This window comes from Nocardioides pelophilus, assembly GCF_014180685.1.
Lineage (GTDB): Bacteria > Actinomycetota > Actinomycetes > Propionibacteriales > Nocardioidaceae > Nocardioides > Nocardioides pelophilus.
The window spans coordinates 1-14497 of sequence record NZ_JACEHF010000103.1; the positions used below are offsets into that span (position 1 = coordinate 1).

Here is a 14497-nt window from a genome sequence, read left to right on the forward strand (position 1 = left end):
GGCCGCGAGGCCGGGCCAGGCGCCGTGCACGGCGCCCCCTGACACACCCGCGCCGAGCAGCAGCATCGCGTTGCCGTAGCCGTGGTCGAGGCCGCCGTCGCCGTTCTCCTCCAGCCGCCGGCCGAACTCGCTGATGGTGACGACCGTGACCCGCGAGGCGGCCGCCCCGAGGTCGACGAAGAAGGCCTTGACCGCCGCTGAGAAGTGCGAGAGGTGGTCGAGCATCCACCCGTCGTCGACGCGCCCGACACCGGCGTGCATGTCCCAGTCGCCGTAGTCGACCGTGACGATGCGGGTGCCGACGTCGGCGCGGATGAGCGCGGCCGTGTTGGCCAGGACCGCGGCGAGCGGACCCTGGGGATAGGCCCCGACGTGCACCGCGCTGTCCGCGGACTCGACGAGCGGCGCGAGGAGCTGGGTCGACCGGACCGCCAGCCGCACTCCGTCGCCGAGCACGGAGCGGTCGTTCGCCCACATGGTGCCCAGGGAGGCGCGCCGGGCGGCACCGGTCGCGCCGAGGTCGGCGACGGAGAGATCGGAGATCTGGTAGGCACCGAGCGCGGGTGCGGGTCCGACCAGCGAGGTCGGCAGCAGCGTGCTGCCCAGCGACACCGCGTCCTGCGGCGCCGCAGCGGGGTCGAGGCCGATGAGCCGGTTGATCCATCCCACGCGGGCGCTCGAGCCCGGGTCGGCGTCCTCGACCTCCTCCATGGCGTCGAAGTGGCTGCGGTTGGGAGCCGGCAGCCCGACCGCGTGCACCGCCCCGAACGTGCCGGCGTTCCACATCGGCAGGAGGTCGGCGAAGGCGGGGTGCAGCCCGAAGCGCGGGTCGTCGCCCAGCAGGGTGCTCTCCGGGATGACGATCGAGGGACGGTACGCCGCCAGCCGGTCGTGGTCGGCGCCGCGCGGCACCACGAGCGAGAGCCCGTCGGACCCCCCTCGCAGGCTGAGCACGACGACCACGTTGCCGCCCGGCTCGCCGCCGTACGCGACCTGGAGGAACGCCCCACCGACCATCTGCGCGCCGACCAGGGCACCGGTGCCGGCGGCGGCGGTGCCGAGCAGCCGGCGTCGGCTGAGCCGGAGCTTGGCGAAGTCCGGGCAGCCGCAGTCACGGCGCGGGGAAGCAGGGGTGGGCACGGGAGCTCCCTTCTTCATCGGTGGAGGTGCACGGGCGAGTCGAGCAGGGAGGTGAGGATGCCGCGCAGCGTCCAGTAGTCGAGCGCCTCGGCCTTGGTCAGCCGCTTCGACAGCGGCATGCCCAACAGCTGGGCGATGCCCTCGCGGACGGCTGCCCCGGGCTTCTGGCCCAGCATCCGCAGGGCGTGGTGGTCGATGACCTGGGCGAGGGTGGCCGGCATCGGCGGCAGCAGCGAGGCGGGCTTCGGGAACCGAGCCTGCTCGGTGGGCCACCAGCGGGCGGCCAGGTCGCGGTGCGTCGTGAAGCTGGTGAGGACCCGCCCCGCACTGGCCCAGGCGGCATCGACCTCGGGGTACCCGTTCGGCGCCGGCCACTCGTACGGCGGCTGGCCGCCCTCGGCGTACTGCCAGTACATCGCGTTGGCGAACGAGTCGTCGCCTGTCGGCGCGAGCGGCTTGATGCCGAGCGCGCGGACGGTGGCCACGTAGTCCTCGATGGGAGTGCGGACCTTCGTCCCCGCCCCGAGGGCGAAGTCGTCGTGGTCCACGAGGGCCCGCAGGGTCGGCTTGATGGCGGTGCCGTTGGCCAGGTAGGCGCGGGCGACGGCGCGCACGATCGCCGGCGTGGGTTGGTCGGAGACGAACTTGACGCACAGGCGGCGGGCCAGCCGGTCCGCGGTGGCCGGGTGCTTGGCCAGGTAGGACAGGTAGGCCATCGTGGCCGCGCGCCCGTCGGCCGCGCCGTTGGGGTGGCTGGAACCCATCACCTTGACCGGCTGGGTGTCGTNATCACCTTGACCGGCTGGGTGTCGTGCCACCGGGTGTCGTAGAACGCCCGGAACGACGGGTAGTGCAGGTCGACCCGGTAGCCGGTGAGCATCCGGGCCGACGCCTTCACGTGGTCCTCGGTGTAGCCGGCGTCGACGCCGACCGTGTGCAGCTCCAGCAGCTCGCGCCCGAGGTTCTCGTTGGGCGACTCCTTCGAGGAGAACGCGTTGTCGAGGTAGAGGCCCATCGCCGGGTGCGTGATGGCCGCCTGGAGCAGCTCCTCGAACGACGAGAGCGCGTGGGCGCGGATCACCCGGTCGTAGTCCATCCGCCAGAAGATCGCGTCGTCGTGGAAGAGCGAGACGTTGAGCAGGTTCGACCAGAAGTCGACCATGACCTCGGTCAGCTGGCGGTTGCTGGCGATCCGCCGGGCGACCGTCCAGCGGCTGAAGTCGACCGCGACCTCCCAGGCCCCCTGCACGCCGCTCTGGTCGTTCTGGAAGACCTGCTTCGGCGTGAGCCGCACCGACGGGAACCAGGTGTCGACCGCGTCACCGGGGGCGTCCCCGACCTTCGCCGGCCGCAGCTGCTGGGCGAACCACGCACGGCCGCCGCCCGCTCCCCGCACCTGGGCGGCCAGGGCCGGCGTCAGTCCCCCGCTGAACCGCTTGACGAGGTGGCGGCTCGCAGGGTCGAGCGCGGACGAGCCCGGCCGCTCGGAGTAGGTGAGGACCGGTTTGCCTCGACGGCGTACCGGCGCAGTGCGCGTGGGCATGAGCGTCACGACGGGGGCTCCTGTGGGGGGTGAGACTCCGGAGCGCCCACCGTAGGCACAGGTCGCGCAGTGGCGGCAGAGCCACGCGGTCCGGCACCCTTGGCCCGAAGTGACTAGCGACCCGACGTACTGGAGGACCCGATGGCCCTGCGACTCACCGGCGTCACGCCCGCACCGCTGATCGACCAGCCGGCGTTCGCACCGGACGGGGCGTCCGCCAGGCTGCGGACCTACAGCGGCGAGATCACGATCGCCCAGGACTCCGGCATGTTCATGTACCGCCCCAGCCAGATCGACGCCACCCCGATGGGCTTCGTGCCGCCCGACGCCGAGGCGATCCGCGCCGGCGACGAGCCCGCGCTCGCGGCCGAGGTGACCATCGCGCAGATCCTGCCTGCGGGCAGCGGCGACAGCTTCAACGGCTCCGGTGCCGCGGGCGTGACGGTGGAGCTGCGGCCCGACCAGAAGGACCCCGCCTGGTGCTGGCCGCACCTGACCCTGCACGCTCTCGGGGTGCGGCCGATGGTGCTGCGCTACCGGCTGACGGTGCTGACCACGACGGGCGGGCAGGAGCCCGCGGCAGAGGGTCCCAAAAGCCCCTAATCTGCGGGCGGAGCCCCCTCCGAGGACATAAAGTCCGGATGTGTTGTCGTTCCCTCTCCTCCGCTGGCTGTGGGTGAGTGCCGGCGTACTGGTCATCGGGCACGTCGTCACCCTGGTCGCCGAGATCCACTACGGCGTGAGCCGTGAGTACAGCGTGCCGCGTCAGTTCGACCTCAACGGCGAGGCGAACCTCGCCGCCTGGTTCCAGTCCTTCCTGCTCCTGCTGTGCGCCCTGGCGACCCTCGCCCTCGCCTCCCACTTCCGCGGCCGCGAGGCCCCGCTCTCCCACCGGTGGGTCGCCCTGTCCGGGCTGTTCGCCCTGATGGCGATCGACGAGAGCGCCCAGCTCCACGACATGTTCACCGGCCCGCTGCGGCGCGGGCTCGAGATCGACTTCGGGGTCTTCTACTTCGCCTGGCTGCTGCCGGCCGTCGCGTTCCTCGCGGTCTGCGCGTGGTACTTCGCCCCGATCGCGTTCTCCCTCCCCGCGGCGGTCTACCGACGGTTGATCGCCGCCGCCGGCGTCTACCTCGGCGGCGCGGTCGTCGTGGAGATGCTCAGTGGGTTCGCGGTCGAGTCCGGCCGGACGTCCACGCCGTACCTCTCGGTCCTGACGTTCGAGGAGTCCTGCGAGATCGCCGGCGCGCTGCTGCTGGTCGGCGCGCTGTTCACCCTGCTGCGGACCGTGCAGCCGCGGACGACGCTGGAGCTGAGCGGCAACGGCGGCACCATCGGCCTCGGCGAGGCCGCATCCCTCCCCACCCACCAGCGGGCCGAGCGGCTACCCTGACCGGGAACAAGAACACGTTCTAGCCGCACGTTCTAGCCGATCAGGAGCAAGGCATGGCCGCCGACCGGGACCGGATCCTCGAGACCATCCAGAGCTACGTCGACCTGGTCGGCACGGGCACCGCCGACGAGATCCTGGCGTTGTACGCCGAGGGGGCGACCGTCGAGGACCCCGTCGGCACCGACGTGCGGACCACGCGGGAGTCGATCCGCGAGTTCTACGCCGCGATCGAGCCGCTCGAGCAGGAGAGCCGGCTGGTGTCGGCACGGGTCGCCGAGGGACAGGCGGCGTTCCAGTTCGAGCTGGTCACCCGGGTCGGCGAGCAGACCTACACCCTCGCGCCGATCGACGTCATGACGTTCGACGACGACGCCAAGATCACCACGATGCGGGCGTTCTGGAGCAACGCCGACATGGAGATCGCCTGACCGACCCCGCCGACGCCGTACCCGAGGGCGGGTCGCGTCGTTGTCCTGGATGGTCGGGCGGGTCGGCGCCTTGGGGGGAGCCGAACCCGCCCGGCCGCTTCATCGCTTCCGCCTCAGCGCGTGCCCCGATCGTGGTGAACTAGGTCACCTGGACCTATCGTGGAGACACCGATCCGCACCACCCCCGCGGGTCGGCCACACAACACGCCACACCACCCCCGTGGCTGAGCAGAAAGCGGCCTTCCATGTCCGAGCACAGCTTCACCCCGCCCGTGCCCGTCGTACCCGCCACCGAGCTCCTCGAGCACGATCTCGAGCACGAGCAGGTCGTCTTCGCCAACGACCCCGCCAGCGGTCTCCGCGCGATCATCGCGATCCACTCCACGGCCCTCGGGCCCTCGCTGGGCGGCACCCGCTTCCACCCCTACGCCTCGACGGCGGCCGCGCTCGCCGACGTGCTCGCGCTCTCGCGCGGCATGTCCTACAAGGCGGCGGTCACCGGCCTCGACCTCGGCGGCGGCAAGGCGGTCATCATCGGTGATCCTGCAACCCAGAAGACCGAGGCGCTGCTGCGCGCCTACGGACGGTTCGTCGAGTCGCTCGGCGGGCGCTACGTCACCGCGTGCGACGTCGGCACCTACAGCGAGGACATGGACGTGGTCGCGCGGGAGTGCTCCCACGTGACCGGACGCACCGAAGCCCACGGCGGGGCCGGCGACAGCAGCGTGCTGACGGCGTACGGCGTCTTCTGCGGGCTGCGCGCCGCAGCCGAGTCCGTCTGGGGCGACTCCGACCCCGCCTCCGTGCTCGCCGGGCGCACCGTCGGCGTGGCCGGCGTGGGCAAGGTCGGGCGCCACCTGGTGGGCCACCTGGTCGATGCCGGCGCCGACGTCGTGATCACCGACGTCTTCCCGGCCGCGATCGACCGGGTGCGCGACGAGCACCCGCACGTGCGGATCGCGGAGTCGACCGAGGCCATGGTCGCCTCCCCGCTCGACGTCTACGCGCCGTGTGCACTCGGCGGGGCGCTGACCGATGCGGTGGTCGGCGAGCTGTCCGCCCGCATCGTCTGCGGCGCGGCCAACAACCAGCTCGCGCACCCCGGCGTCGAGAAGCTCGTCGAGGACCGCGGCATCGTCTACGCGCCCGACTACGTCGTCAACGCCGGCGGCCTGATCCAGGTGGCCGACGAGTTCGAGGGGTTCAACTTCGAGCGCGCCCGGATCCGGGCCTCGCGCATCTACGACACCACGCGCACGGTGCTGGAACGCGCCAAGTCCGACGGCGTCCCGACTGCGACCGCCGCCGACCGGATGGCCGAGCAGCGGATGCTCGAGGTCGGCCGCCTCCGCGGCATCTGGCTGAGCTGACCGCGCGGCAGCGCGGCGCGCGCGATCGACGCCAGTCAGCCGTGATGGCTGGCTGGCGTCGTGAGCTGCGAGGGACCCGTCAGTCTCGAGTGGGGCCCGAGTAATCGGACCACTTCTCGAGCTCTTCGGAGTCCACCACTACTTCGGACTCGCGCTCGTCACCGTGGAGCTCTCGCGCCAGGGCACTGAGGTCTGTCTCGTGAGTGCGGTACTTGAGGTCGCGTGCGACCTTCGTCTGCTTGGCTTTCGCTCGGCCGCGGCCCATAGGGTCCAGCCCCCTCGCACACTCGGCCGGGGCGCGCTGTGGCACCCCGGACTGCTTAGTCAGAGTCTTCGTGGTGCTAACGCTACCTGTTCGGTGGCTGTTCCCGCACACCAGTAGTCGGTTCGGGACCGAAATCACCAACCGGGATGCTGGCCGACCAGCTCGACGGTGCCCTTCTGGTCAGGGTCGACGTCGACCTCGCCCGCGACCCACGCCTCGATCCCGAACTCTCCGAGGCGGGCGAGCGCGGCGTCGACCGAGTCGGGTGCGGTGAGCGCGACCATGCCGACACCGCAGTTGAGGGTGGCCTCCAGGTCGGGTTGGGAGACGTGGCCGACCTTGCGGACCACGTCGAACACCGGCGCCGGCTCCCACGAGGCACGGTCGAGGGTCGCGCGCAGCTCGACCGGCATCACCCGGGCCAGGTTGTTGGCCAGGCCGCCGCCGGTGATGTGGGCCATCGCGTGGGTCTTGGTCTCGCGGGCGAGCGCCAGGCCAGCCTTGGTGTAGATCCGGGTGGGCTCGAGGAGCTCCTCCCCCAGGGTCCGACCGAACGCGTCGACGTGCCGGTCGACCGACCAGCCCGCCTCGGTGAAGAAGACGTGCCGCACGAGCGAGTACCCGTTGGAGTGGAGGCCGCTGGCCGCCATCGCGATCACGACGTCGCCGGGGCGCACCCGACCCGGGCCCAGCAGGGCGTCGGCCTCGACCACCCCGGTGGTGGCGCCCGCGACGTCGTACTCGTCGGGGGCGAGGAGCCCGGGGTGCTCGGCCGTCTCGCCGCCGACCAGCGCACAGCCGGCCTCGACGCAGGCCTCGGCGATGCCCTTGACGATCGCGGCGATCCGCTCGGGCACGACCCTGCCGGTCGCGATGTAGTCGGTCATGAACAGGGGCTCGGCGCCACACACGACCAGGTCGTCGACGACCATCCCGACCAGGTCGAACCCGATCGTGTCGTGCTTGTCCATCATCTGCGCCACGGCGACCTTGGTGCCGACACCGTCGGTCGAGGTCGCCAGCAACGGCCGCTTGTACGACGTCAGCGCGCTCGCGTCGAACAGGCCGGCGAACCCGCCGAGCCCGCCCACCATCTCGGGGCGACGGGCCTTCTCGACCCACGTCTTCATCAGGTCGACCGCCTTGTCGGCGGCGTGGATGTCGACGCCGGCACGGGCGTAGGCGTTGTCCTCAGCCATGGCACTTCCTTCGGTGATCACGGGCGGGGGTCAGGCGTCACGGAGGGGGTCAGGCCGGCAGCGTGTCGCACGGCGGCGAAGCCGCACGGTGTGAAGCCCCCGGGCCGAGCTTGCGAGGGCCCGGGCGGCGAGCATCGTCTGCGACACGCTCGGCCCGTCATGGATTGTTGAAGACGGGCAGGGCCTCGCCCTGGACCTGCGACGACAGGGTCGCCTCCAGGAGGTGCTTGCCGAGCAGGCTCTCGTCGGGCAGCGCGATCGGGTAGTCGCCGGTGAAGCACGCGGTGCACAGGCTCTGCCGCGGCTGGCCGGTCGCCTCGACCATGCCCTCGAGCGAGATGTAGCCGAGGCTGTCGGCACCGACGCTGGCGGCGATCTCGTCGACGTCGAGGCCGTTGGCGATCAGCTCGGCGCGGGTCGCGAAGTCGATGCCGTAGAAGCACGGCCACTTCACCGGCGGGCTGGAGATCCGCACGTGCACCTCCTTCGCGCCGGCCTCCCGCAGCATCCGGATCTGCGCGCGCTGTGTGTTGCCGCGGACGATCGAGTCGTCGACCACGACGATCCGCTTGCCGCGGATCATGTGGTCGAGCGCGTTGAGCTTGAGCCGGATGCCGAGCTGGCGGAGGGTCTGGCTGGGCTGGATGAAGGTGCGGCCGACGTAGGCGTTCTTGACGAAGCCCTGGCCGAACGGGATGCCACTCTCGAAGGCGTAGCCGGAGGCGGCCGGGGTCCCGGACTCGGGCACCGGGATGACCAGGTCGGCCTCGACCGGGAACTCGCGCGCCAGGCGACGCCCCATCTCGACCCGCGCCTCGTGCACGCTCCGACCGGCGATCGCGGCGTCGGGGCGGGCGAGGTAGACGTACTCGAACACGCAGCCCTTGCGGCGCGGCTCGGCGAACTTGTGGGAGCGGAGCCCGCCCTCGTCGATGACGATCAGCTCGCCCGGCTCGACCTCGCGGACCACGCTGGCGCCGATCGTGGCGAGCGCGGCGCTCTCGCTCGCGACCACCCAGCCGCGGTCGAGCCGACCGAGCACGAGCGGGCGGATGCCCTCGGGGTCGCGGGCGGCGTACAGCGTGTCCTCGTTCATGAACACGAAGCAGAAGGCGCCCTTGACCTTGGGCAGGAGCTCGAGCGCGCGGGCCTCGAGCGACTGGTCGGGGTGGAAGGCCAGCAGCGCGGTGACCAGGCCGGTGTCGTTGGTCGACGCCTCGAGGTTGCGCGCGTGGATGTCGAGCTCTTCCTCGTCGCTCGGCAGGTCGGCCACCATCTGGGCGATCTCGGCGGTGTTGATGAGGTTGCCGTTGTGGCCCAGCGCGATCGAGCCGTGAGCAGTGGGGCGGAACGTCGGCTGCGCGTTCTGCCAGGTGCTGGCGCCGGTGGTCGAGTAGCGGCAGTGGCCGACCGCGAGGTGGCCCTGGAACGAGTCGAGGGTCGTCTCGTCGAAGACCTGGGAAACCAGGCCCATGTCCTTGTAGACGAGGATCTGCCGACCGTTGCTCACCGAGATGCCCGCCGACTCCTGGCCGCGGTGCTGGAGCGCGTAAAGACCGAAGTAGGTGAGCTTCGCGACATCTTCGCCGGGGGCCCAGACGCCAAATACGCCGCACACGTGCGCGAGTCTATCGGCCGGTCGACGTCAAACACGTTTCGGCGCGGGCGTGGGATGGCCCACTACCGCCCCGGCACCGCGAAGAGCGCCCATCCTGCTCGGTCGGGGTCACGCTCCCAGGTTGCGGAGGAGCAGGGCCTCGGCGACCAGGACCTTGTGGAACTCGGCCAGGTGCAGGCCCTCGTTGGCGCCGTGGGCGCGGGTGTCGGGGTCCTCGACGCCGGTGACGAGCACGCTGGCGCCCGGCATCGCGTCGAGGAACTCGGCGATGAACGGGATCGACCCACCGACGCCCATGTCGACAGGCTCGGTGCCGTCCCAGGCCTCGGCGAAGGCCGAGCGGGCGGCGTCGTACGCCGGGCCGGTGACGTCGAGCGCGATCGGCTCACCGGTGTCGACCACCTCGATCGCGAGCTGAGCGCCCCAGGGGACGTGCTTCTCCAGGTGGGCGCGGAGGCAGGCGACGGCGTTGGCCGAGGTCTCCCCCGGCGCGGTCCGCAGCGCGAGCCGGGCGCGGGCCGCCGGGATCAGGGTGTTGGAGGAGCCGTCGACCTTCGGGGCGTCGAGGCCGATGACGGAGAGCGCCGGCTGGGTCCACAGCCGCTCGACCGACGGGCCGGTGCCGATCCACTGGACGCCCGGGGCGACGCCGGACTCGGCCCGCAGCCGGTCCTCGGGGTAGTCGACGTCGGCAGCCGGACCGCGCACCAGGCCGTCGACCACCAGGTTGCCGTCGTCGTCGTGCAGGGACGCGATCAGTCGCGAGAGGGTCATCACGGCGTCGGGCACCAGCCCGCCCCACATGCCCTGGTGGACGGCGTGGGTCAGCGTGCGGACCTCGACGTTGACCCGGACCAGGCCGCGGAGGCTGGTGGTGAGTGCCGGGACCCCGATGTCCCAGTTGCCGGAGTCGGCGATGACGATCACGTCGGCGCGCAGGTCCTCGAAGAACTTCTCGAGCAGCTGCGGGAGGGTCGCGCTGGCGACCTCCTCCTCGCCCTCGATGAAGAGCCGGACCGTGACGGGCAGCTCGTCACCGAACACCCGGAGCGCCGCGACGTGAGCCATGATCCCGGCCTTGTCGTCCGCTGCGCCGCGGCCGTAGAGGCGGTCACCGCGCTCGGTCGGCTCCCACGGCGGGCTGTCCCACTCGGCGGGGTCGTTCTCCGGCTGCACGTCGTGGTGCGCATAGAGGAGTACGACGGGCGCCCCCTCCGGTCCGCGCTTCTCGCCGATCACCGCGGGCGGCGCGCCGTCGTACGCGCGCACGATGCGGGCGTCGACGCCCTCGGCGCGGAACAGGGCGGCAGTGGCCTCGGCGCTGCGCTCGACCTCGTCGAGCCGCTCGGGGTCGGCGCTCACAGATTGGATGCGCACCAGGGCCTCGAGGTCGTCGCGGACACCGGGGAGCGCTTCTGCGACACGGGATCGGATCTCGTCACTCGTCATCGTCATGGCGCCACGTTAGTCACCTTGGTCTCGAGGCTCGGCCGCGGGCGGCCTCGCACCTCAACCAGCGGCGACCAGGGGGAGGTACGGCGACAGGTCGGTGCGCTCGCCGCTGGCGTGCACCCGCCCGCTGTGGACGGCATCGGCCCACCCGAGCTCGCCGGTCGCGAGGGCGATCCAGGTGGCCGGGTCGGTCTCGATGACGGCGGGTGGTGTGCCGCGGGTGTGGCGCACCCCGGGGATCACCTGCACGGCGGCGTAGGGCGGCACCCGGACCTCGACCGAGCGACCGGGGGCCCGCTCCTCGAGCAGCGCGAGGAAGTGCTTGGCCAGCAACCGCAGGTCGGCCGGCTCCGGCGCGCCGCCCGCGACACGGGCGAGCGCCTCGGCAACCTCCGCCGGGGCAGCGGGTCGCAGTCGGGAAGGCACAGTCGTGAGCCTACAAACCGCCGCCGACCGCTGTCGGTAACAATGGGCGCATGCGTCTGCCTGCCGCTCTCGGCTCGATCCTCGTGGTGCTGGTCGCACTGCTGTCGGCCTGCGGCGACGAGGAGGCGGCGGCGCTCGAGTCCGGCGACGTCGTCCGGGCGCGGTACGACGACCAGTTCAAGGACGGCCGCGACGCGGACGTGACCCTTCCGACCGGGAGGTTGCTGATCAACACCGCCGCGCCCGTGGACGGCGCGGAGGCCGACGAGACCCGCAACCGGGAGTCCGTCGACGCCCCGTCCGGCGCGGTCCTGGTGCCGATCACCTGGCAGTACGACACCTGGGCCTCCGACCGGCTCGACGGGATCATGCAGGCCACCGCGACGCCGCTCGTCGACCTGGTGAGCAACGGGGAGCGCTACCGCCTGCCCCCGCCCGAGCGCCAGGCCGAGGCGGGCGAGTCCTTCTACGTCGTCGTCGACGGCGACGCCGAGGACCGGTCGCTCGAGATCGAGTTCGCCGGGGTCACCCAGACCGTCGACCTCACCACCGGGTCACGTGACGAGGGAGAGGCGGCCGGCCTCTACGACATCAACGACGTCAAGCTGAGGAAGAAGGCCTGCGACGAGGAGGTCGCCTGGTTCGACACCCTCACGACGGCCGCGGAGTTCCGGTGCGACCTGGTCGGGCCGGTGCTGACGCCGTACGCCGCCGGCGAGTGGGCGCCCGAGGGCAGCGTCTGGCTCGCGTTGACGCTGCGGCTCGAGATGCGCGTCTTCGGCGAGACGAACCGGCTCGGTGGCGGTGCCCGCTTCGTGGCGACGTCGGTCAAGGTCCGACCCGGGATCGACGACGAGGCTCCGGTCTTCACCCTGTCCACGGAGGACGAGGCCGACGTCTGCCCCCTCACCGCGCGAGCCAGCTGCGGCTGGAGCAAGCACCTGGTCTTCGAGGTCCCGGCCGACGACGGCGAGCAGGGCCCGCTCGACGTCAAGGCGTCCTACCGGCTGCTCCTCGGCAACAGCTGGAACAACTACGACCCGCCCCGACGCCAGACCGTGTCGGCGAAGGAGAGCATCAAGCTCTGGTCCGATCGCTGAGCAGGTCGGCCACCACCGCCAGTCCGGCCGCGACCTCGGCGAACGAGGTGCTCAACGGTGACAGCCCGATGCGCAGGCCCTGCGGGGGCCGGAAGTCCGGGATGACGCCCCGCGCCCAGAGCTCCGCGGTGACCTGACGGAAGTCGGGGTGGTCGAGGGTCACGTGGCTGCCGCGTACCTCGCGGTCGCGCGGCGACGCGACGGTGACGCCGTACGCCGCGAGCAGCTGGTCGGCGACCTCGATCGCGAAGCTGGTGAGCGCGACCGACTTCCGGCGTACGGCGAACATGCCGGCCTGCTCGATCAGCGCCAGCATGTCGCGCATCGGCAGCATCCCGACGATCGGGGGCGTGCCGCTGACGAGCTGCCGCACACCGGCGGCCGGCCGGTAGTGCTCCGCCATGGCGAACGGGTCGGCGGCGCCCATCCAACCCTGGATGGGCTGCTGCAGCCGGTCCTGGTGGCGGTGGGCGAGGTAGGCGAAGGCCGGAGCTCCGGGCCCGCCGTTGAGGTACTTGTAGGTGCACCCGACAGCGAGGTCGACCTGGTGCTCGTCGAGGGCGACCTCGATCGATCCGGCCGAGTGGCAGAGGTCCCAGAGCACCAGCGCGCCTGCCTGGTGGGCGATCTCGGTGATCGCCGGCACGTCGGCGATCCGGCCCGACCGGTAGGCGACGTGGCTGAGCAGCACCAGCGCCGTACGGTCCGAGACGACCGCGCGCACCTGGTCGGCGGTGACACCGCTGTCCGGCTCGGGCCGGATCCACCGCAGCTCCAGTCCGCGCTCGGCCGCGACGCCCTCGGCGACGAACCGGTCGGTCGGGAAGTTGTCGGTGTCGACCACGATCTCGGTGCGACCCGGCTGGGCGTCGACCGCGGCCCGCACCAGCTTGTAGAGCAGCACCGTCGTCGAGTCCGCGACCACGGTCTGTCCGGGCGCGGCGCCCAGGACCACGCGGCCGAGGGTGTCGCCGAGCTCGGTCGGCGCATCCATCCAGCCCTCGTCCCAGGCCCGGATCAGGCGGTCCCCCCACGCTCCGTCGACGAAGTCGGCGAGCCGGTCGCGCGTCGCGTGCAGCGGACGCCCCAGCGAGTTGCCGTCGAGGTAGGCGACGACGCCCTCGGTGGTGACGAACGCCGCCCGGTGGCCGGCGAGCGGGTCGGCCGCGTCGAGCTCGGCGGCGCGGGCGGCGAGGTGGCCGACGGGGTCAGTCACGGGGCTGGTCACGGGGTCCGTCACGGAGCCCCGATCTCGGTCCGCACCGCGATCAGCTCGGGGAAGAAGGTGAGATCCAGGGCGCGCCGGAGGAACGCCACGCCCGACGATCCACCCGTGCCCCGCTTGAACCCGATCGTGCGCTGGACCGTGCGCAGGTGCCGGAACCGCCAGAGCTGGAAGGCGTCCTCGAGGTCGACGAGATCCTCGGAGGTCTCGTAGAGGTCCCAGTGGCGGGTGGTGTTCTCGTAGACCTCGCGGAACACCGGCACCAGCTCGGGCTGCTCGACCCACGGCCGGCTCACGTCGCGCCCGAGGACAGCCGCGGGCACCGGCAGCCCGCGACGGGCGACGAGCCGGAGGAATGCGTCGTACACGGTGTGGCTCTCCAGCACCTCGGCGAGGAACGCGTGCGCCGTCGGGTTGCTCCCGAAGACGTCCAGCACCTGGTGGTTCTTGTTGCCGAGGAGGAACTCGACCGCGCGGTACTGCACCGACTGGAACCCCGAGGCCGGGCCGAGGACGTGGCGGAACTCGGCGTACTCGCTCGGCGTCAGCGTCGCGAGCACCGACCACTGCTCGGTGATGGTGCGCAGGATGTGCTTGACCCGGGCCAGGCTCTTGCGGGCCCGGGCGAGGTCGTCGGTGTCGAGGAAGCCGCGGGCACCGACCAGCTCGTGCACCATCAGCTTCAGCCACAGCTCGGTGGTCTGGTGCTGGATGACGAAGAGCAGCTCGTCGGGGTGCGGCGGATCGCTCAGCGGGTGCTGGGCCGACAGCAGGGTGTCAAGGTGGAGGTAGCCCGCGTAGTCGAGCGTCCCGGAGAAGTCCGTGCGGACTCCCGGCTCGAGCGGTCGGTAGCCCTCCTCGATCGCCATTGCGTCACCGTAGCCCCTGGCGCCTTGGTTTCGAGGCTCGCTCCGCTCGCACCTCAACCAGCGGCGTGCGTGCCCGCTGGTCGAGATCGCGCCGCCGTAGCCCCTGGCGCGTACCCGCTGGTCGAGGAGGTCGCCCTGGCGACCGTCACGAGACCTGCAGCCGTCGGAGGTCTCGCTTCGCTCACACCTCAACCAGCGGCGTGCGGGCCCGCAGGTCGAGATTGCGTCACCGTAGCCCCTGGCGCGTACCCGCTGGTCGAGGAGGTCGCCCTGGCGACCGTCACGAGACCTGCAGCCGTCGGAGGTCTCGTGACGGTCGCTGCGCGACCTCCACGACCACCACAGGTCAGCGGAGGGCGTCGATCAGCTCCCGGATCCGCGCCCAGGCGGGGTGGTCGACGTCGATGACGCCGAAGTGGCCGCCGGTGACCTCCACCAGCTCGGCCGCCGCGCCGGCGGCGGGCGCCCG

General features: G+C 71.8%; 15 protein-coding genes. 5 read left to right on the plus strand and 10 right to left on the minus strand.

The window, feature by feature from the left end; genetic code table 11:
- The 3 genes from H0488_RS25070 to H0488_RS15570 form a co-directional block, all read right to left on the minus strand.
- A partial coding sequence (locus H0488_RS25070) for a DUF1501 domain-containing protein (protein ID WP_183100181.1) occupies positions 1–1140 on the minus strand: 1140 nt, incomplete at its 3' end.
- Positions 1141–1154: 14 nt separating this feature from the next.
- Positions 1155–1904, minus strand: a complete 750-nt coding sequence (locus H0488_RS15565; protein WP_183100182.1) for a DUF1800 family protein — start codon at positions 1902–1904, stop codon at positions 1155–1157.
- Positions 1904–2683 carry a DUF1800 family protein gene (locus tag H0488_RS15570; RefSeq protein WP_246372261.1) on the minus strand — a complete coding sequence of 260 codons (780 nt, stop codon included), beginning with the start codon at positions 2681–2683 and terminating at the stop codon, positions 1904–1906. Before H0488_RS15570 ends, H0488_RS15565 begins: the two co-directional genes overlap by 1 nt.
- Before the next feature lie 141 nt (positions 2684–2824).
- Between H0488_RS15570 and H0488_RS15575 the strand changes: the two genes are divergently transcribed.
- From H0488_RS15575 to H0488_RS15590, 4 genes are all read left to right on the plus strand, one after another.
- Complete coding sequence (locus H0488_RS15575) at positions 2825–3286, plus strand: hypothetical protein (RefSeq protein WP_183100184.1); 462 nt, start codon at positions 2825–2827, stop codon at positions 3284–3286.
- A gap of 40 nt (positions 3287–3326) precedes the next feature.
- On the plus strand, positions 3327–4076 hold the full coding sequence (locus H0488_RS15580) for a DUF8692 domain-containing protein (RefSeq protein WP_183100185.1): 750 nt from the start codon (positions 3327–3329) through the stop codon (positions 4074–4076).
- A 53-nt stretch (positions 4077–4129) separates the two neighbouring features.
- Positions 4130–4504, plus strand: coding sequence for a nuclear transport factor 2 family protein (locus H0488_RS15585; RefSeq protein WP_183100186.1), 375 nt, complete (start codon positions 4130–4132; stop codon positions 4502–4504).
- A 245-nt stretch (positions 4505–4749) separates the two neighbouring features.
- Positions 4750–5874 (plus strand): Glu/Leu/Phe/Val family dehydrogenase, encoded by a 1125-nt coding sequence (locus H0488_RS15590; RefSeq protein ID WP_183100187.1) that lies wholly within the window; start codon positions 4750–4752, stop codon positions 5872–5874.
- A 79-nt stretch (positions 5875–5953) separates the two neighbouring features.
- Here H0488_RS15590 and H0488_RS15595 read toward each other — a convergent pair whose 3' ends face one another.
- The 5 genes from H0488_RS15595 to H0488_RS15615 form a co-directional block, all read right to left on the minus strand.
- Positions 5954–6139, minus strand: coding sequence for a DUF3073 domain-containing protein (locus tag H0488_RS15595; RefSeq protein WP_183100195.1), 186 nt, complete (start codon positions 6137–6139; stop codon positions 5954–5956).
- Between the two features lie 134 nt (positions 6140–6273).
- Positions 6274–7338 carry a phosphoribosylformylglycinamidine cyclo-ligase gene (gene purM / locus H0488_RS15600; RefSeq protein ID WP_183100188.1) on the minus strand — a complete coding sequence of 355 codons (1065 nt, stop codon included), beginning with the start codon at positions 7336–7338 and terminating at the stop codon, positions 6274–6276.
- A gap of 157 nt (positions 7339–7495) precedes the next feature.
- Complete coding sequence (purF, locus tag H0488_RS15605) at positions 7496–8956, minus strand: amidophosphoribosyltransferase (protein WP_183100189.1); 1461 nt, start codon at positions 8954–8956, stop codon at positions 7496–7498.
- A 108-nt stretch (positions 8957–9064) separates the two neighbouring features.
- Positions 9065–10411, minus strand: a complete 1347-nt coding sequence (locus H0488_RS15610) for a dipeptidase (protein WP_183100190.1) — start codon at positions 10409–10411, stop codon at positions 9065–9067.
- A 54-nt stretch (positions 10412–10465) separates the two neighbouring features.
- Positions 10466–10834 (minus strand): sterol carrier family protein, encoded by a 369-nt coding sequence (locus H0488_RS15615; RefSeq protein ID WP_183100191.1) that lies wholly within the window; start codon positions 10832–10834, stop codon positions 10466–10468.
- 50 nt (positions 10835–10884) lie between these two features.
- On the opposite strand from H0488_RS15615, the gene H0488_RS15620 reads away from it, so the two are divergent.
- On the plus strand, positions 10885–11934 hold the full coding sequence (locus H0488_RS15620; protein WP_183100192.1) for a hypothetical protein: 1050 nt from the start codon (positions 10885–10887) through the stop codon (positions 11932–11934).
- Here H0488_RS15620 and H0488_RS15625 read toward each other — a convergent pair.
- Both H0488_RS15625 and H0488_RS15630 read right to left on the minus strand, forming a co-directional pair.
- On the minus strand, positions 11912–13150 hold the full coding sequence (locus H0488_RS15625) for a kynureninase (RefSeq protein WP_183100193.1): 1239 nt from the start codon (positions 13148–13150) through the stop codon (positions 11912–11914). The two genes, H0488_RS15620 and H0488_RS15625, sit on opposite strands and share 23 nt — an antisense overlap.
- A 20-nt stretch (positions 13151–13170) precedes the next feature.
- Positions 13171–14028: a tryptophan 2,3-dioxygenase gene (locus tag H0488_RS15630; RefSeq protein WP_183100194.1), complete on the minus strand. Its 858-nt coding sequence runs from the start codon at positions 14026–14028 to the stop codon at positions 13171–13173.
- Positions 14029–14497 lie beyond the last annotated feature (469 nt).